Raw genomic sequence first — 15236 nt, 5'->3', positions numbered from 1 at the left:
CGGGCGACTGACAATGCCCGATCCTTTTCGCGCCCTGGAGCCGTCATGCAGCTACAAAACCGCCCTCGCCCGATCAATCTGTGGCTGTACCTGGGCATTCCCCTGGCGACTGCAGTGGCGTTGATCCTGCTGGAGCTCACTTCGGTCGACATGGACGTAGCCAAGCTGTTCTTCGACCCTGCTGCCGGGCAGTTCATTGGCCGCCACAGTTACTGGCTGGAAAACATCCTGCACGACCGGGTCAAGCAGGGGGTGATCTTGCTGGGGGTATTGTCGCTGCTGGCCTTTGCCGCGAGCTTTTTTTTCAAGCCTCTGTTTGGCTGGCGCCGCGAACTGGGCTGCCTGGTGCTGGCGTTGGGCGTGTCCACGGCATTTGTCACGCCGCTGAAGAAAGTCACCCAGGTGCAGTGCCCATGGAGCCTGACCCAGTTTGGCGGCACGGAAACCTACAGCAAGCTGCTGGAGCCACGGCCGGCAACCGACAAGCCCGGGCTGTGCTGGCCTGGCGGGCATGCCGCGACCGGTTTCTGTCTGTTCGGCCTGTTCTTCATGTTGCGTGATCGCAAACCGCGATTGGCGCGGGTGGCGTTTGTGGTGGCCCTGCTGGCTGGGTCGGTGTTGGGGGTGGGGCGGATGATGCAGGGGGCGCACTTTCTGTCGCACAACGTGTGGACGGGGGTGTTCTGCTGGTTGATCGGGCTGGGGTCGTATTACCTGGTGCTGTATCGCCGGAGTATGGCTGAGGCGCCAGCGGCCGAACGTAGCGCAGCCTGAGCCAGGGGCCGCTTTGCGGCCCCCTAGGCCCGCACAGGAAAACGAAAAAGCCCCGGTTCTCGCGAACCGGGGCTTTTTCATGGTGCTAGGGGTAAGGCTGGCTTACATCATGCCGCCCATGCCACCCATGCCGCCCATGTCTGGCATGCCGCCGCCAGCTGGAGCTTCGCTTGGAGCATCAGCAATCATGGCTTCGGTGGTGATCATCAGACCGCCGATCGAAGCAGCAGCTTGCAGCGCCGAACGGGTGACTTTGGCTGGGTCCAGGATGCCCATCTCGATCATGTCGCCGTATTCGCCGGTAGCAGCGTTGTAGCCGAAGTTGCCCGAACCTTGCTTGACCTTGTCAGCAACAACGCTTGGCTCGTCGCCGGCGTTGGCAGTGATCTGGCGCAGCGGCGATTCGACAGCGCGACGCAGCAGGGCGATACCGACGTTCTGGTCTTCGTTGTCGCCTTTCAGGTCAACGATGGCCGACAGGGCGCGCACCAGGGCAACACCACCGCCAGGTACCACGCCTTCTTCAACGGCTGCACGGGTAGCGTGCAGGGCGTCTTCAACGCGGGCTTTCTTCTCTTTCATTTCAACTTCGGTGCCGGCACCGACCTTGATCACGGCAACACCGCCAGCCAGCTTGGCCAGGCGCTCTTGCAGCTTCTCACGGTCGTAGTCCGAGGAAGTTTCTTCGATCTGGGCACGGATCTGCTTGACGCGAGCCTGGATGTCATCTTCAGCGCCAGCGCCGTCGATGATGATGGTGTTTTCCTTGGACAGGGTGACGCGCTTGGCGTTGCCCAGGTGCTCCAGGGTAGCGGTTTCCAGGGACAGGCCGATTTCTTCGGAGATGACCTGGCCGCCGGTCAGGACAGCGATGTCCTGCAGCATGGCCTTGCGGCGGTCGCCGAAGCCCGGTGCCTTGACCGCTGCAACCTTGACGATGCCGCGCATGTTGTTGACTACCAGGGTAGCCAGCGCTTCGCCTTCAACGTCTTCGGCAACGATCAGCAGTGGGCGGCCGGCCTTGGCAACGGCTTCCAGAACTGGCAGCAGCTCACGGATGTTGGAGATTTTCTTGTCGACCAGCAGCAGCAGCGGGCCTTCCAGCTCGGCAACCATGGTGTCCGGCTTGTTGACGAAGTATGGCGACAGGTAGCCACGGTCGAACTGCATGCCCTCTACGACGGACAGTTCATTTTCCAGGCCCGAGCCTTCTTCAACGGTGATCACGCCTTCTTTACCGACCTTTTCCATGGCTTCGGCGATGATTTCACCGATGGAGCTGTCGGAGTTGGCGGAGATGGTGCCTACCTGGGCGATGGCCTTGGAGTCGGCGCATGGCTTGGACAGGTTTTTCAGCTCGGCGACAACGGCAGCGGTGGCCTTGTCGATGCCGCGCTTCAGGTCCATCGGGTTCATGCCGGCAGCGACGGCTTTCAGGCCTTCGTTGACGATGGACTGAGCCAGGACGGTAGCGGTGGTGGTGCCGTCACCGGCAGCGTCGTTGGCCTTGGAAGCAACTTCCTTGACCAGCTGGGCGCCCATGTTTTCGAAGGCGTCTTTCAGCTCGATTTCTTTGGCGACGGAAACGCCGTCTTTGGTGATGGTTGGCGCGCCGAAGCTCTTCGCCAGTACCACGTTACGGCCTTTCGGGCCCAGGGTCGCTTTTACCGCGTCAGCCAGAACGTTGACACCAACGAGCATTTTCTTACGAGCGGAATCGCCGAATTTTACGTCTTTAGCAGCCATGATCGTTTAATCCTTGGAATTCTTTGGAGTAACAGGAAGTCGGGTAAATCAGCCTTCGACAACGGCGAGAATTTCGTTCTCAGCCATTACCAGCAGGTCTTCGCCATCGACTTTCACGGTGTTGCTGCCCGAGTAAGGGCCGAAAACCACTTTGTCACCCACTTTCACGGCCAGCGCGCGAACTTCGCCGTTGTCCAGGATGCGACCGGTGCCGACGGCAACAACTTCGCCGCGGTTTGGTTTTTCAGCGGCCGAACCTGGCAGGACGATACCGCCAGCGGTTTTCGATTCTTCTTCGCTGCGACGGATAACGACGCGGTCATGCAGAGGACGAAGCTTCATTGTCGATCTCTCCCAAATTATGGTTTTCATCGGCCGGTATCGACACCGGCGGGTTGATGCTGTCCGGCGGAGCCGGAAGGTGGCCCGCAAAGGGCGAACCACCTGTGTAATGTCTGGCGTTGCCACCAGAAACCTTGCGGTGACCACATACATGAGGCCGGCATATTCAATTACAAGGCTTGAGATACAAAATTTTTCATCGGGCTACAAAAGACCGGGGCCGCTTGCGCGGCCCCGGTGGTGTTACTTGTCGCGGCGCTCGTACTCGCCTTCGATCACGTTCGGGCGATGCCCGTCATCCCGCGGCTGCGCCTGGAACGGGGCGTCCTGGAACGCACGCTGGCGCATGGCCTGGGCCTCGGCACGCTCACGCATCTTGCGCGCGGCCAGACGGCGGGTGAACGGCAGCAGACACAGCAGGCCCAGCACATCGCTGATGAAGCCCGGCAGCAACAGCAGGCCACCACCGACGGCCAGCATCATGCCCTGGAACATGTCTTCGGCGGGCAGTACGCCACGCTGCAGGCTTTCACGGGCGCGCAGGGCGGTGGCCAGCCCGGCCACCCGCATTACCAGCACACCCAGGGCGGAGCCTGCGATGATCAGCAGCAGCGCCGGAAAGAAACCGATGGCCGCGCTGACCTTGACGAAGACGAACAGCTCCAGCACAGGAAAAATCAGAAACAGCAGTAGAAAAGCACGCATCAAAGATTCCTCAGCGGAAGAGACCTTCCAATAAGACCTCAGATGGATGCGCGCGCTCCGGATTTCAACCCTCGACTTCAGTCGCAACCGGCCACTGGTCGGCGCGCGCCAGCAAAACCAAGGCTTCGCGGACTTGTGTCGGCGTGTTGCAAGTACTTGGGAAAGGCAGCCAGTGCACCCCCTGGCCGATACGCAGGTGCATGCCCTCGCTGTCCACTCCGGCCATCTGCGCCGGCACATGGCGCGGCAGATCGGTCAGCGCCACGTAGTGGGCGATGGCGTCGGCGTGGTCGCTGTTCATGTGCTCGACCATGCTCGCCTCGGCCTTGCCCGCGAACGGGTTGGCCAACGTCACCTGGTCAAGCCAGTGGATCGCGCCGAAACCGCCAATGTAGCGATGGCGCACCGGCTGCAGCACCCAGAAATCGAAGTCATGGGCCTTGTGGTAGTTGGCAGCGTCCGGGAAGTAGCGGTAATAGCGCTGGGCAGCAGCTTCGACAGTGGCCTCGTCGACCAGCTTGTGCGCCTCGGCCATTACCGTCAGGCGCCCCACCGCCTGCACATCCTCGGCCTCGCGCTCACCCACCAGCAGCGAGCACTTGGGGTCTTTCTGCAGGTTGTGGGTGTGCTGGGCGATGCGGCTGATGAGGATCAGCGGGTTGCCGTGGGCGTCCAGGCAGTACGGCACGACCGAGCCGAAAGGATAGCCGGGCATCGACTTGGAATGGGTCGACAGCACGCCGCGGTATTCCCTGAGCAGCAGTTCCCGGGCGGGGCGGATGGCGTTGGTACTCACTTGGGGACGACTCCTGGCTGTGGACTGGACAACAGACAAGATAATCATTATCAGATCCAGTGCCAATGGGGCTGCTGGGCAGCCCGCAATCTACCAGGTGACGCCGAACCCAGCGGTATAGCGAGTCTTGTCCAGGTCACTCTCACGGGTGCCGGTGATGATGTCCTTCTCCGCCTTCAGGTTCAGCGAAGCCCACTCGGTGACCTTGTAGCGCAGGCCAACCTCGGCATCCAGGGAATAGTCGGCCACGCCGCCCAGCGGCTTGGCGAACTCGCCGTTGGTGAACAACTGCACATTCTTGCCGATCAGGTAGCGGGTGTAGTCCCACTTCACGGCTGCCGAATAGAAGTTGTCCTTGCCGCCGTCCTGGTACTCGAAGTCGGTGCGGTTGATCAGCGATCCCAACGAGAACGCGCCCAGTTCATCGTCCCAGAACTGGTAACCCGGGCCGGTACCCACCGTACGCTGGCGGGCCAGATCCTCGATGCGGTCGCGCTTGTACTCCGCACGCCCCTGCCAGAACCATTTCTCGGTGATGAAGCGGTCCAGGGCGTACTCGGCACTCCAGTTGTCGGTGGTAGTGACCTCGTCCTTGGTCTCGCGGTTGTATTCGCCCTCGGCGTTATGCCGCCAGCGGCCGTGGCGGGCCGTGGTCTTGAAGCCGACATCATAGTCGTCGGTGTCGTTCTCGGCGCGCTTGTAGTCCAGCGCGACGTCGACGTTGCCTTTCCACACGAAGTCTTCGACCAATGGCTTGGGCTTCATGATCTGCTCGATGCTGGCCAGCTCCACGGTCTTCGGCGCCTCGCCGTTGGCCAGGATCACCTTGCCAGCCTCCGCGGCCTTCAGTGACTTGGCTTTCTCACCGCTGTAGGCGTCCTGCTTGACCAGCAGCTCCTGGTCGCTTTCCAGGGTCTGGACCTGTTTCCAGTCCAGCGCGATGGAGCCGCCATAAGGGGTTTCCAGTAGCAGCTTGCCGCCGTCGAAGACTTTGATCTTGCCGCTTAGCCGGTCACCGTTCTTCATCCACACGGTGTCGGCGAACACCGGGGAGGCGCACAGGGAGGCAGCAAGGAGGCACAACAGGGATCTAGAATTCATAAACGGACTTTGGATTGCGGACGATGGGTTCGGTTTGACGAAAAAGCCGGGCATTATCCAGATACCGACAACCAGAGCAAGCACTGACCGGCAGCCTGCCGTTGAGTTCAAATCTCATTTACCGGACCACCGGTCCGGTTTCACCTGCAGCCCAGGGGGGGCGTGATGTCTGATGGTTACGAGCACGCTCTGGATTCGGCCGAGGGCCGACGAACGGCGCTGTATTCGGTACTGGGCCAAGTGCCAGTCGGCAAGGTTGTGAGCTATGGCCAGCTGGCCGAACTGGCCGGGCTGGGGCGCGCGGCACGCTGGGTCGGGCGTACCCTCGGGCAGTTGCCGGCGGATACCCGCTTGCCGTGGCACCGGGTGCTCGGCGCAGGTGGCCGGTTGAGCCTGGCACTGGGCACCCCGTCGGGTGATGAACAACGGGCGCGGTTGCGCGCGGAGGGGATCAATGTAGCCAATAATCGTGTGGATATGACGCGCCATGGCTGGCGCCCAATGGAGCACAGCGGTTAGAGTGCGCGCTTTGTTTTCTGAAACTTGAGGCAGATGTTGGCCCATGCCCCGTAAAACCTGGCGCGCTGCGCTCGCTGCCTATGCCAGCCCGTCAACCCTGGTACTTTTACTGCTCGGTTTCGCCGCCGGCCTGCCCTACATGCTGGTGTTCTCGACCCTGTCGGTGTGGTTGCGCGAAGCGGGCGTGGCCCGCGAGACCATCGGTTACGCCAGCCTGATCGGCCTGGCCTACGCCTTCAAATGGGTGTGGTCGCCGCTGCTCGACCAATGGCGCCTGCCGCTGCTCGGCGGCCTGGGGCGCCGCCGTTCATGGTTGCTGCTTTCGCAGTCGCTGGTGGTGGTCGGGCTGGTCGGCATGAGCCTGTGCGACCCGCAGCAGCACCTGTCCTGGCTGATTGCCATGGCCGTGCTGGTGGCATTTGCCTCGGCCACCCAGGACATCGCCGTCGACGCATACCGCCTGGAAATCGCCGACGACCAGCGTCAGGCCGCACTCGCCGCCAGCTACATGGCCGGCTACCGGGTCGCTGCCCTGCTCGCCACGGCTGGCGCCCTGTTCTTCGCCGAGTGGTTCGGCTCCACCGGCTACAGCTACCTGCACAAGGCGTGGGCCGGCACCTACGTGATGTTCGGGGTGATGATGCTGCCTGCCCTGTTCACTACCCTGGTCATGCGTGAGCCGCCGGTACCCATGCGCACCCAGCTTTCGGCTGCGCGCTACGGCCTGGTGCATCAGCTGGCTTCGGTGTTCGTGCTGATCATCCTGCTGGTGTCGGTGCCGGCCAGCTTCACCCAGATGTTCAATACCGGCTGGTCCAGCGTCATCGCCGGTGATGCCACCCCCCTCGACCTGCTGCTGGAGGACCGCGCCTTCCTGCGCCTGATCCTCTACGTACTGCTGAGCTGGGCGTGCCTGTCGAGCCTTGGCCGCCGCGGCTTGGCCCCGGTACTGACGCCGGTCAACGATTTCATCGCCCGCTACCGCTGGCAGGCCCTGCTGCTGCTCGGCCTCATCGCTACCTATCGCATGTCGGATACGGTGATGGGCGTGATGGCCAACGTGTTTTACATCGACATGGGCTTCACCAAGGACCAGATTGCCAGCGTCAGCAAGATCTTCGGCCTGATCATGACCCTGGTCGGCGCCGGTGTCGGCGGCCTGCTGATCGTGCGCTTCGGCATCATGCCGATCCTGTTCATCGGAGGGGTGGCTTCGGCGGGTACCAATATCCTGTTCCTGATGCTGGCCGACATGGGCCCCAACCTGGAAATGCTGGTGGTGACCATCTCGCTGGACAACTTCAGCTCGGGCATGGCCACCTCGGCCTTCGTCGCCTACCTGTCGAGCCTGACCAACCTGAAATTCTCGGCGACCCAGTACGCGTTGCTGAGCTCGATCATGCTGCTGTTGCCGCGACTGATCGGCGGCTATTCGGGAGTGATAGTGGAGAAGTTCGGCTATCACGACTTCTTCCTGATCACCGCGCTGCTAGGCGTACCGACGCTGATCCTGATTGCCCTGCAGTGGCGCCAGGAAGCTGGGCGGGGTACGCCGGTGGCGGAGGGCAGCTCAGCGGCCGAGCGGCCGTGAGAGGTTTGCATCGCCTGCACCGGCCTCTTCGCGGCGGTTCGACGCCTCGATGAGACCGGTACAGGCAATAAAAGCTTACTGAGTAACAGCCCCTTCCCCAGGCCGCCCACCCACTACGAACCACAGCGGCCACAGCGCCAGAGCCCCCGCCACCCCCGCCGCCAGGGCAAAGTGCAGCAAGCTGGCACCGGCACCGATCATCGCCAACAGCGCCCCGCCCAGCCCCAGCAAGGCGATGGTGATCATCCCCAGCATGGCCGACACCAGGCCCTTGCTCTGTTCGCTGGAAAACAGCGTCATGCGGTACAGCACCGCGTTGGCCACGCCCAGGCCCAGCGCGTACAGCGACATGCCTGCCACTACGCTGGTCACGCTCGGCCAGTACCAGGTGGCCAGCACCATCAGACAAAGGCCGGCGAGGTACGGCCACAACGCGCCGCGCACCAGGGCCGGCAGCGGATAGCGGTCGGCAATGCGGTTGATGATCAGGTTGCCGAGTATCAGCCCGGCAAACACGGGAAGCTGCCACAAGGCGTATTCCAGGGTGCTGAGCCCCTCGTCGTGAATCAGCAGCACCGGCGACAGGCCGATCCAGCCAATCAGCGGCAGACCGACCAGGCCCAGGGCCGCGCTGCCAGCGACAAAGCGGCGGTTGGCCAGCAACTGGCCATAGCCCGCCAGCAGCGGCAGCAGGTGAATCGGCGTGAACGCCAGGCGCGTGCCGTCCCGGCGTTCCACCCCCAGGGTTTCCGGCATCAGGCGGTACAGCAGTACCCAGACCAGTACCGCCCCCGTGGCGAAGGCCACGAACAGCCAGCGCCAGTCCAGCCACTGCAGCAGCAAGGTGCCCAGCAGTGGCCCGAGCAGGGGCGACAACAAGGCGATGTTGGCCAACAAGGCCATCATGCGCACTGCATCTGCCTCGCTGAAGGCTTCGTTCAGGGCCGGGTAGCTGACCGTGACCACAAAGCCCAGGCCAATGCCCTGCAGCAGGCGCAACAAGTTGAACAGGCCGATGTCATGCACCCAGAAGGTAGCCAGGCAGGCCACCCCGAAGAACGTGCAACCGATCAGCAGCAACGGGCGCCGGCCGTAGCGGTCGGCCAGCGGGCCGATCAGCCATTGCAGGACCACGCCACCCAGCAGATACAGGTTGAGGGCATGGGGGATGTATTCAGGGCTGGCGTCGAGGTCGCCAACCACCACCGGCATGGCCGGCATGACGGCGTCGCTGGCCAGGTAGGTCAGCAGCTCGAACAGTGCCAGGGTCAGGCCGAACAGCAAGGCGCGCAGCGGGGTGATGTACAGCAATGGCTTCATGATGGCGTATCGGGTGTGGCAGGAGGGGTCAGCCTATATGCCAGATATGCCGGGAAATTGCTGTGAACAAGTGTAAAAACGGGGCCGTTTGGGCCCCGGTTTCACTACGGTGTTACTGCGTTGCAGTCTCCTGCACCACGCGAATCACCCGTTGCGGAAACGGGATATCGATCCCTTCCGCCTTCAACCGGTCACGGGCATGCTCGTTGAGCATGAACATCACGTCCCAATAATCCGAAGTCTTGGTCCAGATGCGCAGCGACACGGTTATCGAGCTGTCACCCAGCGTCGAGATCACCGCCTGCGGTGCCGGGTCTGCCAGCACGCGTGGATCCTGCGCCAGCTCCAGCAACACGTTGCGGGCCTTCTGCAGGTCGGCCTCGTAGTCCACACCCACGTCGAACACCACCTTGCGCGTAGGCTGGCGGTTGGTGTTGGTGATGATACCGTTGGACAGGCTGCCGTTGGGCATGATCACCGTCTTGTTGTCACCGGTACGCAGCACGGTGTGGAAGATCTGGATGCTGTCGACGGTGCCGGCCACGCCCTGCGCCTCGATCCAGTCACCGATGCGGAACGGGCGGAACATCAGGATCAGCACGCCACCGGCGAAGTTCGCCAGGCTGCCTTGCAGCGCCAGGCCGATGGCCAGGCCTGCAGCACCGATGGCCGCGACAAAGGAGGTTGTCTCGATGCCGATCATGGAGGCGACGCTGACCATCAGCAGCACCTTCAGCACGATATTGGCCAAGGTGCTGATAAAGCCCTGCAATGCCAGGTCGGCATTGCGCAGGCCAACCAGCTTGCCCAGGCGCGCGCTGACCTTGTTGATGATCCACCAGCCGACCGCCAGGGTCAGCAGCGCAAGCAGCACACGGCTGCCGTATTCCATGATCAAGGGGACCCACGTCTGGGATTGGCGGACCAGCTGATCGACTTCAGCGTTCAAATCCATACTCATCTCCTGATGCCGAGCGGCAAGTACACGGTAAAACAGGCCGCGCCTGTTTGCGCAGCCCCGGCCCCCATGGACATCATCAGGCCATCAGGGTTCCGGGTAGCACCTGCATCAGTCGCGGAAGTTGTTGAACTGCAGCGGCATGTCGAATTCCTTGGCGCGCAGGGCTGCAATCGCCTCTTGCAGGTCGTCACGCTTCTTGCCGGTGACACGCACCTGCTCGCCCTGAATGGCGGCCTGCACCTTCAGCTTGGCGTCCTTGATGTGCGCGACGATCTTCTTCGCCAGCTCTTTGTCGATGCCCTCACGGAACTTGGCTTCCTGCTTCATTTCCTTGCCGGAGGCATAGGCGTCCTGGGTTTCCAGGCATTTTACGTCGATCTTGCGTTTGACCAGTGCTCCGCGCAGGATCTCGATCATGGCCTCGAGCTGGAACTCGGCCTCGGCGGTCAGCAGGACGGTCTGGTCCTTGTCCTTGAACTCGAAGCTGCCCTTGCCTTTGAGGTCATAGCGGCGATCCAGCTCCTTGATGGCATTGTCGACAGCGTTTTGCACTTCGTGCTTGTCCAGTTCCGATACCACGTCGAACGAAGGCATGGTGATTCTCCAAAAATGAAAGCGCGCTCAGTCTGAAGATGGAGCGCGTCAGGGTTAGGCGGTTAAAATGCGGACTCATTATAACGGGTTGCGAAACGCATATGAGCAGCACCTGGCATATTCTCGGCGCCGGTAGCCTGGGCAGCCTGTGGGCCTGCCGCCTGGCACGCGCGGGCAAAGCGGTACGGCTGATCGTGCGAGACCAGCAGCGCCTGCGCGGCTACCAACAAGCGGGCGGGCTGACGCTGATCGAAAACGAGCAGCCCCGGCATTACGCCATCCCCGCCGAAACCGCACCGGCACACGGGCCGATCCACCGCCTGCTGGTGGCCTGCAAGGCCTATGACGCAGCGCCGGCCATCGCCAGCGTGGCCCCACGGTTGGCTGAAGGTGCCGAAGTGCTGCTGTTGCAGAACGGCATGGGTAGCCAGGACGAAGCCGCCGAGCTGGTGCCGCACGCGCGTTGCGTGTTCGTGTCCAGTACCGAAGGGGCGTTCCGCGAAGGTGACTGGCAGGTGCGTTTTGCCGGCCACGGTTTCAACTGGCTGGGCGACCCACGCAACCCCACCATCCCGGCGTGGTTCGATGACCTGCACGAGGCCGGTATCCCTGCCGAATGGACGGTGGATATCCTCACCCGGCTATGGCGCAAGCTGGCGCTCAATTGCGCCATCAACCCGTTGACCGTGCTGTACGACTGCCAGAACGGCGGGCTGCTGGGCCACCTGGACGAGGTCGAGGCGCTGTGCGCCGAACTGGCCGGGTTGCTGCGCCGGTGCGGCCAGCCCGAAGCGGCGCACGGGCTGGATGAAGAGGTGCAACGGGTGATCCTTGCTACCGCAGCCAACTACTCTTCCATGTACCAGGACGTGCGTGCTGGCCGGCGTACCGAGGTGCATTATCTGCTCGGCCACGCCTGCCGCGCCGCTGCTCGTCATGGCCTGCAGCTGCCGCAGCTGGAACACTTGCTGCAGCGTCTGGTCGAAAACCTGCGCCTGCGTGGCTTGCCCTGCGACTGACGCGGCCCCAACAACCGGATACGGACATTGCCTAGCCCATGACCTTGCGCCAACGCCTGGAAAACCTCCCGGTCGGGCAGAAGCTGCTGGCCGCCCTGCTGGTGTTGCTGGTGACCATCCTGCTGGTGGCCAACCTCACGTTCATCAGCGCCGCCTACTGGATCACCCAGGAAAGCATGGCGCCGCAGGCGCTGCAGACCATCGGCCGGCTGGTGGCCAACCCACAATTGGCGGCCCGCGCGGGCGATACCCCGGAAACCGCCAGCGCCCTGCTCAAGGAACTGGACAGCTACACCCCGCTACGCGCTGCCGCCGTCTACGGCGGCGATGGCCGGATGCTGGCGCAACTGCAGCATGGTGACCCGCTGGCCCTGCCCAAGCGTTTTCGCAACATCGACGGCTGGCGCCTGATGGAGTTTCGCAGCACCCAGCTGATCCGCATCCCGCGCGAGGCCAACCCGCCGGCGCACCTGCTGCTGGTGGCCAGCAGCGAACTGCCCACCGCCTTCTACACCGGTACCCTCAGCGCCAGCCTGGGCATTCTGGTGTTCAGCATCCTGCTGTGGATCGTGATCGCCCGGCAGATCAAACGCCTGATCACCCAGCCGATCAACCAGCTGGAGGAGCTCAGCCGCCAGGTTACCCGCGAAGAGAGCTACGCACTGCGCGCCCAGCGTGGCAACGATGACGAAATCGGCAGCCTGGCAGAAGCCTTCAACACCATGCTCTCGCGCATCGAAGCCCGCGAACACCAGCTCAAGCGCACCCGCGATGAATTTCAGGACGCCTATGATCAGGCCCAGGGCCTGGCCGAGGAAACCCGCCATACCAACCGCAAGCTGGAGCTGGAAGTCCAGGTGCGCAGCAAGATCGAGAAAAAGCTCACCGGTTTCCAGAACTACCTCAACAGCATCATCGACTCCATGCCCTCGGCGCTGATCGCCCTCGATGAACAGCTCTACGTGACCCAGTGGAACCACGAAGCCACGGTACTTTCAGGCACACCACTGGACGAAGCGCTGAACCAACCGATCTTCATCGCCTTCGAGCCGTTGAAGCCGTTTTTGCCACAGCTGAAGGAAACCGTGGAAAAGCACCGGGTGGCGAAGATCGAGCGGGTGACCTGGCCCAAGGGCGATGACCTGCGCCACTACGCCCTGACCTTCTACCCGCTGACCGGCGGGGGCGGCCGTGGCGTGGTCATCCGCATCGATGACATCACCCAGCGCCTGTCGCTGGAAGAGATGATGGTGCAGTCCGAGAAAATGCTCTCGGTCGGCGGCCTGGCTGCCGGCATGGCCCATGAGATCAACAACCCGCTGGGTGCCATCCTGCATAACGTGCAGAACATCCGTCGGCGCCTGTCGCCCGACCTGCCGCGCAACCTGGAGCAGGCCCAAGAGCTTGGCATCGACCTGTCCACCGTCAACCGCTACCTGCAAAGCCGCGAAGTGCCGCAGCTGCTCGATGGTATCCAGCAGGCCGGTGCCCGCGCGGCCAAGATCGTCACCCACATGCTCAGCTTCAGCCGCCGCAGCAACCGCCAGCTGGCACCATGCGACCTGCCGGCACTGATCGACCAGGCGGTGGACATTGCCGGCAACGACTTCGACCTGGCGATCGGCTTCGACTTCAAGGGCCAGGCCATCGTGCGCCAGTTCGACCCGGCGCTGGGGCCGGTACCGTGCACCGCCAACGAACTTGAGCAGGTGCTGCTCAACCTGCTGAAAAACGCCGCCCAGGCCATTCACCTGAGGCCGCAGCCGAGCGAGCCCGGGCGTATTACCCTGCGCACCCGGCTGAACCCGCCGTGGGCGGAAATCCAGGTCGAGGACAATGGCGTGGGCATGCCCGAGGCGGTGCGCAAACGCACCTTCGAGCCGTTCTTCACCACCAAGGAAATCGGCCAGGGCACCGGGCTGGGCCTGTCGGTCTCGTACTTCATCATCACCAACAACCACAAGGGGCAGATGGAGGTGCAGTCCACGCCGGGCCAAGGCACCTGCTTCACCTTGCGCCTGCCCCTGGGCCAGCCGGCAACGACGGCGCCGGCCAACACGGAGAAATGACATGGGCTACCGCCTGTCGAAGATTTACACCCGCACCGGAGACAAGGGCGAAACCGGCCTGGGCGACGGACGCCGAGTGCCCAAGGACCACCCGCGGATCGAGGCGATTGGCGAGGTGGACAGCTTGAACAGCCAGTTGGGCGTACTGTTGGCGTGCTTGGCCGAGGCCGGTCTGGATGAGGTGAGTACAGTGCTGGCGCCCTGTCAGCACCGCTTGTTCGACCTGGGCGGGGAACTGGCGATGCCCAGCTACCAGGCGTTGAACCAGACAGAGGTGGAGCGCCTGGAGGCGGCCATCGATGTGTGGAACGAAGAGCTGGGGCCGTTGAAGAACTTCATCCTGCCCAGCGGCTCGATGCTGGTGGCGCAGGCACATGTGTGCCGCAGCCTGGCGCGCAGTGCCGAGCGGCGGTGTCAGCAGTTGAATACCGTTGAAACGCTGGAAGGGGTTGGGTTGGCGTATATCAACCGGCTTTCGGACCTGCTGTTTGTGGCCGCGCGGATCATAGGGCGGCGGCAGGGGGTGGCCGAGGTTTTGTGGCAGCCGGCGGTAAAGCCTGAAGGCTGATATTTTTTGGGGCTGCTGCGCAGCCCATCGCCGGCAAGCCAGCTCCCACAGAGACGGCACAGACTTCAAACCCTGTGCAGGCTCAGTGGGAGCTGGCACAGACTTCAAGCCCTGCGCGGGCTCTGTGGGAGCTGGCTGGCCGGCGATGGGCCGCATGGCGGCCCCAATTACTCAGGCGTCAGGCCAGAACGCCCGGATCCCGGCCACACCCTGTGCCCCGATATTCCAGGCCTGCTCACGCTCATCGGGCCCTACCCCACCCAGCAGATAAACCGGCTTGCTGAACCCGGCGATCAGGCGCTGCGCCTCGTCCCAGCCCAATGGCACGGCCTCGGGATGGGTCTGGGTGGCCTGCACCGGCGACAAGGTGACGAAATCCACGTCCATCTGCTCGGCCAGCGCCAGCTCCTCGGCACTGTGGCAGGACGCCGCCAGCCAGCGCTCCTTGGGGAACGGCCGGCCCTTGGCCGCGTATTTGCGCAACTGCGCTGCCGTCAGGTGCCAACCGGCAGCCGGGAAGTCACCCAGCCATTCCAACGGCCCTTTCAGCATCAGTTGCGCCTTGCCTGCACACAGCCCGACCGCATCCACCGCCACGTCGCGGTACTTGGGGTCGTACATGTCCGGGGCCCGCAACTGGATTAGGCGGATGCCACTGGCAACCGCCTTCTGGATGCCCTTGAGCATCCGCGGCACCTCCAGCCCCTCCGGGGTGATGAGGTACTGATCAGGCAGGTGCGCGGCAGCAACGATTGGTTTGTTGGCCTCGGGAAATTCGTACTGAGCCAGATCGCGCGGGGCAACCCACTCCAGCGGTTGCCCCTCGGCGCCGTGCGGCTCGCCCGTGAACGCCTCGACTTCGCGAACATCCAGCAGCACCTGCTTGTCCGGGTAGTCATGGCTGACCTTGATCAAGGCCCGCGAACGGCTCACCTCGATACCCAACTCCTCGCGCAGCTCACGGGCCAGCGCCGCCTCGACGCCCTCGCCGTCCTCTACCTTGCCGCCAGGAAACTCCCACAGGCCGCCCTGATGCTGAGTGTCGGCACGGCGTGCGATCAGAATGCGGCCATCGCTGCCGCGAATCACAGCGGCTACTACATGAATACGTTTCACCCTGCACGCTCCGCC

Annotated in this window: 15 protein-coding genes; 6 read left to right on the top strand and 9 right to left on the bottom strand. The window is 63.2% G+C overall.

Annotated features, from left to right (window positions below; translation table 11 throughout):
• Nucleotides 1-45 precede the first annotated feature (45 nt).
• The gene (locus HP546_RS05920) at nucleotides 46-774 is read left to right on the top strand and encodes a phosphatase PAP2 family protein (RefSeq protein WP_172221066.1); all 729 of its coding nucleotides are present in this window, start codon (nucleotides 46-48) and stop codon (nucleotides 772-774) included.
• Between the two features lie 102 nt (nucleotides 775-876).
• Here the strand turns inward: HP546_RS05920 and groL are convergent, their stop codons facing one another.
• The 5 genes from groL to HP546_RS05895 form a co-directional block, all read right to left on the bottom strand.
• Complete coding sequence (groL, locus tag HP546_RS05915; protein ID WP_172221063.1) at nucleotides 877-2520, bottom strand: chaperonin GroEL; 1644 nt, start codon at nucleotides 2518-2520, stop codon at nucleotides 877-879.
• A gap of 48 nt (nucleotides 2521-2568) precedes the next feature.
• Nucleotides 2569-2862 carry a co-chaperone GroES gene (locus HP546_RS05910; protein ID WP_016488938.1) on the bottom strand — a complete coding sequence of 98 codons (294 nt, stop codon included), beginning with the start codon at nucleotides 2860-2862 and terminating at the stop codon, nucleotides 2569-2571.
• Between the two features lie 243 nt (nucleotides 2863-3105).
• The gene (locus HP546_RS05905) at nucleotides 3106-3567 is read right to left on the bottom strand and encodes an FxsA family protein (RefSeq protein ID WP_172221060.1); all 462 of its coding nucleotides are present in this window, start codon (nucleotides 3565-3567) and stop codon (nucleotides 3106-3108) included.
• A gap of 64 nt (nucleotides 3568-3631) precedes the next feature.
• The gene (locus HP546_RS05900) at nucleotides 3632-4363 is read right to left on the bottom strand and encodes a DUF2470 domain-containing protein (protein ID WP_172221057.1); all 732 of its coding nucleotides are present in this window, start codon (nucleotides 4361-4363) and stop codon (nucleotides 3632-3634) included.
• 90 nt (nucleotides 4364-4453) lie between these two features.
• Nucleotides 4454-5464 (bottom strand): DUF481 domain-containing protein, encoded by a 1011-nt coding sequence (locus tag HP546_RS05895; RefSeq protein ID WP_172221054.1) that lies wholly within the window; start codon nucleotides 5462-5464, stop codon nucleotides 4454-4456.
• 165 nt (nucleotides 5465-5629) lie between these two features.
• Between HP546_RS05895 and HP546_RS05890 the strand changes: the two genes are divergently transcribed.
• Together HP546_RS05890 and HP546_RS05885 are read left to right on the top strand one after the other, a co-directional pair.
• On the top strand, nucleotides 5630-5983 hold the full coding sequence (locus HP546_RS05890; protein ID WP_172221051.1) for an MGMT family protein: 354 nt from the start codon (nucleotides 5630-5632) through the stop codon (nucleotides 5981-5983).
• A gap of 43 nt (nucleotides 5984-6026) precedes the next feature.
• Nucleotides 6027-7574, top strand: a complete 1548-nt coding sequence (locus HP546_RS05885; protein WP_172221048.1) for an AmpG family muropeptide MFS transporter — start codon at nucleotides 6027-6029, stop codon at nucleotides 7572-7574.
• A 75-nt stretch (nucleotides 7575-7649) separates the two neighbouring features.
• Here the strand turns inward: HP546_RS05885 and HP546_RS05880 are convergent, their stop codons facing one another.
• From HP546_RS05880 to HP546_RS05870, 3 genes are all read right to left on the bottom strand, one after another.
• Nucleotides 7650-8894 (bottom strand): MFS transporter, encoded by a 1245-nt coding sequence (locus tag HP546_RS05880; RefSeq protein ID WP_172221045.1) that lies wholly within the window; start codon nucleotides 8892-8894, stop codon nucleotides 7650-7652.
• Nucleotides 8895-9006: 112 nt separating this feature from the next.
• A complete protein-coding gene (locus HP546_RS05875; protein ID WP_172221042.1) occupies nucleotides 9007-9849 on the bottom strand; it encodes a mechanosensitive ion channel family protein in 843 nt (280 codons plus the stop codon).
• Between the two features lie 114 nt (nucleotides 9850-9963).
• A complete protein-coding gene (locus tag HP546_RS05870) occupies nucleotides 9964-10449 on the bottom strand; it encodes a YajQ family cyclic di-GMP-binding protein (protein ID WP_172221039.1) in 486 nt (161 codons plus the stop codon).
• A 101-nt stretch (nucleotides 10450-10550) separates the two neighbouring features.
• On the opposite strand from HP546_RS05870, the gene HP546_RS05865 reads away from it, so the two are divergent.
• From HP546_RS05865 to HP546_RS05855, 3 genes are read left to right on the top strand one after another with little or no spacing between them, the layout of a single operon-like run.
• A complete protein-coding gene (locus HP546_RS05865) occupies nucleotides 10551-11468 on the top strand; it encodes a putative 2-dehydropantoate 2-reductase (protein WP_172221036.1) in 918 nt (305 codons plus the stop codon).
• A gap of 38 nt (nucleotides 11469-11506) precedes the next feature.
• Complete coding sequence (locus tag HP546_RS05860) at nucleotides 11507-13537, top strand: ATP-binding protein (RefSeq protein WP_172221033.1); 2031 nt, start codon at nucleotides 11507-11509, stop codon at nucleotides 13535-13537.
• A 1-nt stretch (nucleotide 13538) separates the two neighbouring features.
• Complete coding sequence (locus HP546_RS05855; protein ID WP_172221015.1) at nucleotides 13539-14105, top strand: cob(I)yrinic acid a,c-diamide adenosyltransferase; 567 nt, start codon at nucleotides 13539-13541, stop codon at nucleotides 14103-14105.
• A 171-nt stretch (nucleotides 14106-14276) separates the two neighbouring features.
• Here HP546_RS05855 and HP546_RS05850 read toward each other — a convergent pair whose 3' ends face one another.
• Complete coding sequence (locus tag HP546_RS05850; RefSeq protein ID WP_172221012.1) at nucleotides 14277-15221, bottom strand: Nudix family hydrolase; 945 nt, start codon at nucleotides 15219-15221, stop codon at nucleotides 14277-14279.
• Nucleotides 15222-15236: the final 15 nt, after the last annotated feature.

The organism is Pseudomonas sp. CM25, from assembly GCF_013179705.1.
Lineage (GTDB): Bacteria > Pseudomonadota > Gammaproteobacteria > Pseudomonadales > Pseudomonadaceae > Aquipseudomonas.
Note: the sequence above shows the minus strand (reverse complement) of the source record. Positions and strands in the feature narration are given on the sequence as shown.

What these genes read in the sequence shown, in the direction of transcription:
- HP546_RS05920 (WP_172221066.1), top strand. Translation starts at nt 46, where the DNA reads ATGCAGCTACAAAACCGCCCTCGCCCGATCAATCTGTGGCTGTACCTG.
- groL (WP_172221063.1), bottom strand. Translation starts at nt 2,520, where the DNA reads ATGGCTGCTAAAGACGTAAAATTCGGCGATTCCGCTCGTAAGAAAATG.
- HP546_RS05910 (WP_016488938.1), bottom strand. Translation starts at nt 2,862, where the DNA reads ATGAAGCTTCGTCCTCTGCATGACCGCGTCGTTATCCGTCGCAGCGAA.
- HP546_RS05905 (WP_172221060.1), bottom strand. Translation starts at nt 3,567, where the DNA reads ATGCGTGCTTTTCTACTGCTGTTTCTGATTTTTCCTGTGCTGGAGCTG.
- HP546_RS05895 (WP_172221054.1), bottom strand. Translation starts at nt 5,464, where the DNA reads ATGAATTCTAGATCCCTGTTGTGCCTCCTTGCTGCCTCCCTGTGCGCC.
- HP546_RS05890 (WP_172221051.1), top strand. Translation starts at nt 5,630, where the DNA reads ATGTCTGATGGTTACGAGCACGCTCTGGATTCGGCCGAGGGCCGACGA.
- HP546_RS05885 (WP_172221048.1), top strand. Translation starts at nt 6,027, where the DNA reads ATGCCCCGTAAAACCTGGCGCGCTGCGCTCGCTGCCTATGCCAGCCCG.
- HP546_RS05880 (WP_172221045.1), bottom strand. Translation starts at nt 8,894, where the DNA reads ATGAAGCCATTGCTGTACATCACCCCGCTGCGCGCCTTGCTGTTCGGC.
- HP546_RS05875 (WP_172221042.1), bottom strand. Translation starts at nt 9,849, where the DNA reads ATGGATTTGAACGCTGAAGTCGATCAGCTGGTCCGCCAATCCCAGACG.
- HP546_RS05870 (WP_172221039.1), bottom strand. Translation starts at nt 10,449, where the DNA reads ATGCCTTCGTTCGACGTGGTATCGGAACTGGACAAGCACGAAGTGCAA.
- HP546_RS05865 (WP_172221036.1), top strand. Translation starts at nt 10,551, where the DNA reads ATGAGCAGCACCTGGCATATTCTCGGCGCCGGTAGCCTGGGCAGCCTG.
- HP546_RS05860 (WP_172221033.1), top strand. Translation starts at nt 11,507, where the DNA reads ATGACCTTGCGCCAACGCCTGGAAAACCTCCCGGTCGGGCAGAAGCTG.
- HP546_RS05855 (WP_172221015.1), top strand. Translation starts at nt 13,539, where the DNA reads ATGGGCTACCGCCTGTCGAAGATTTACACCCGCACCGGAGACAAGGGC.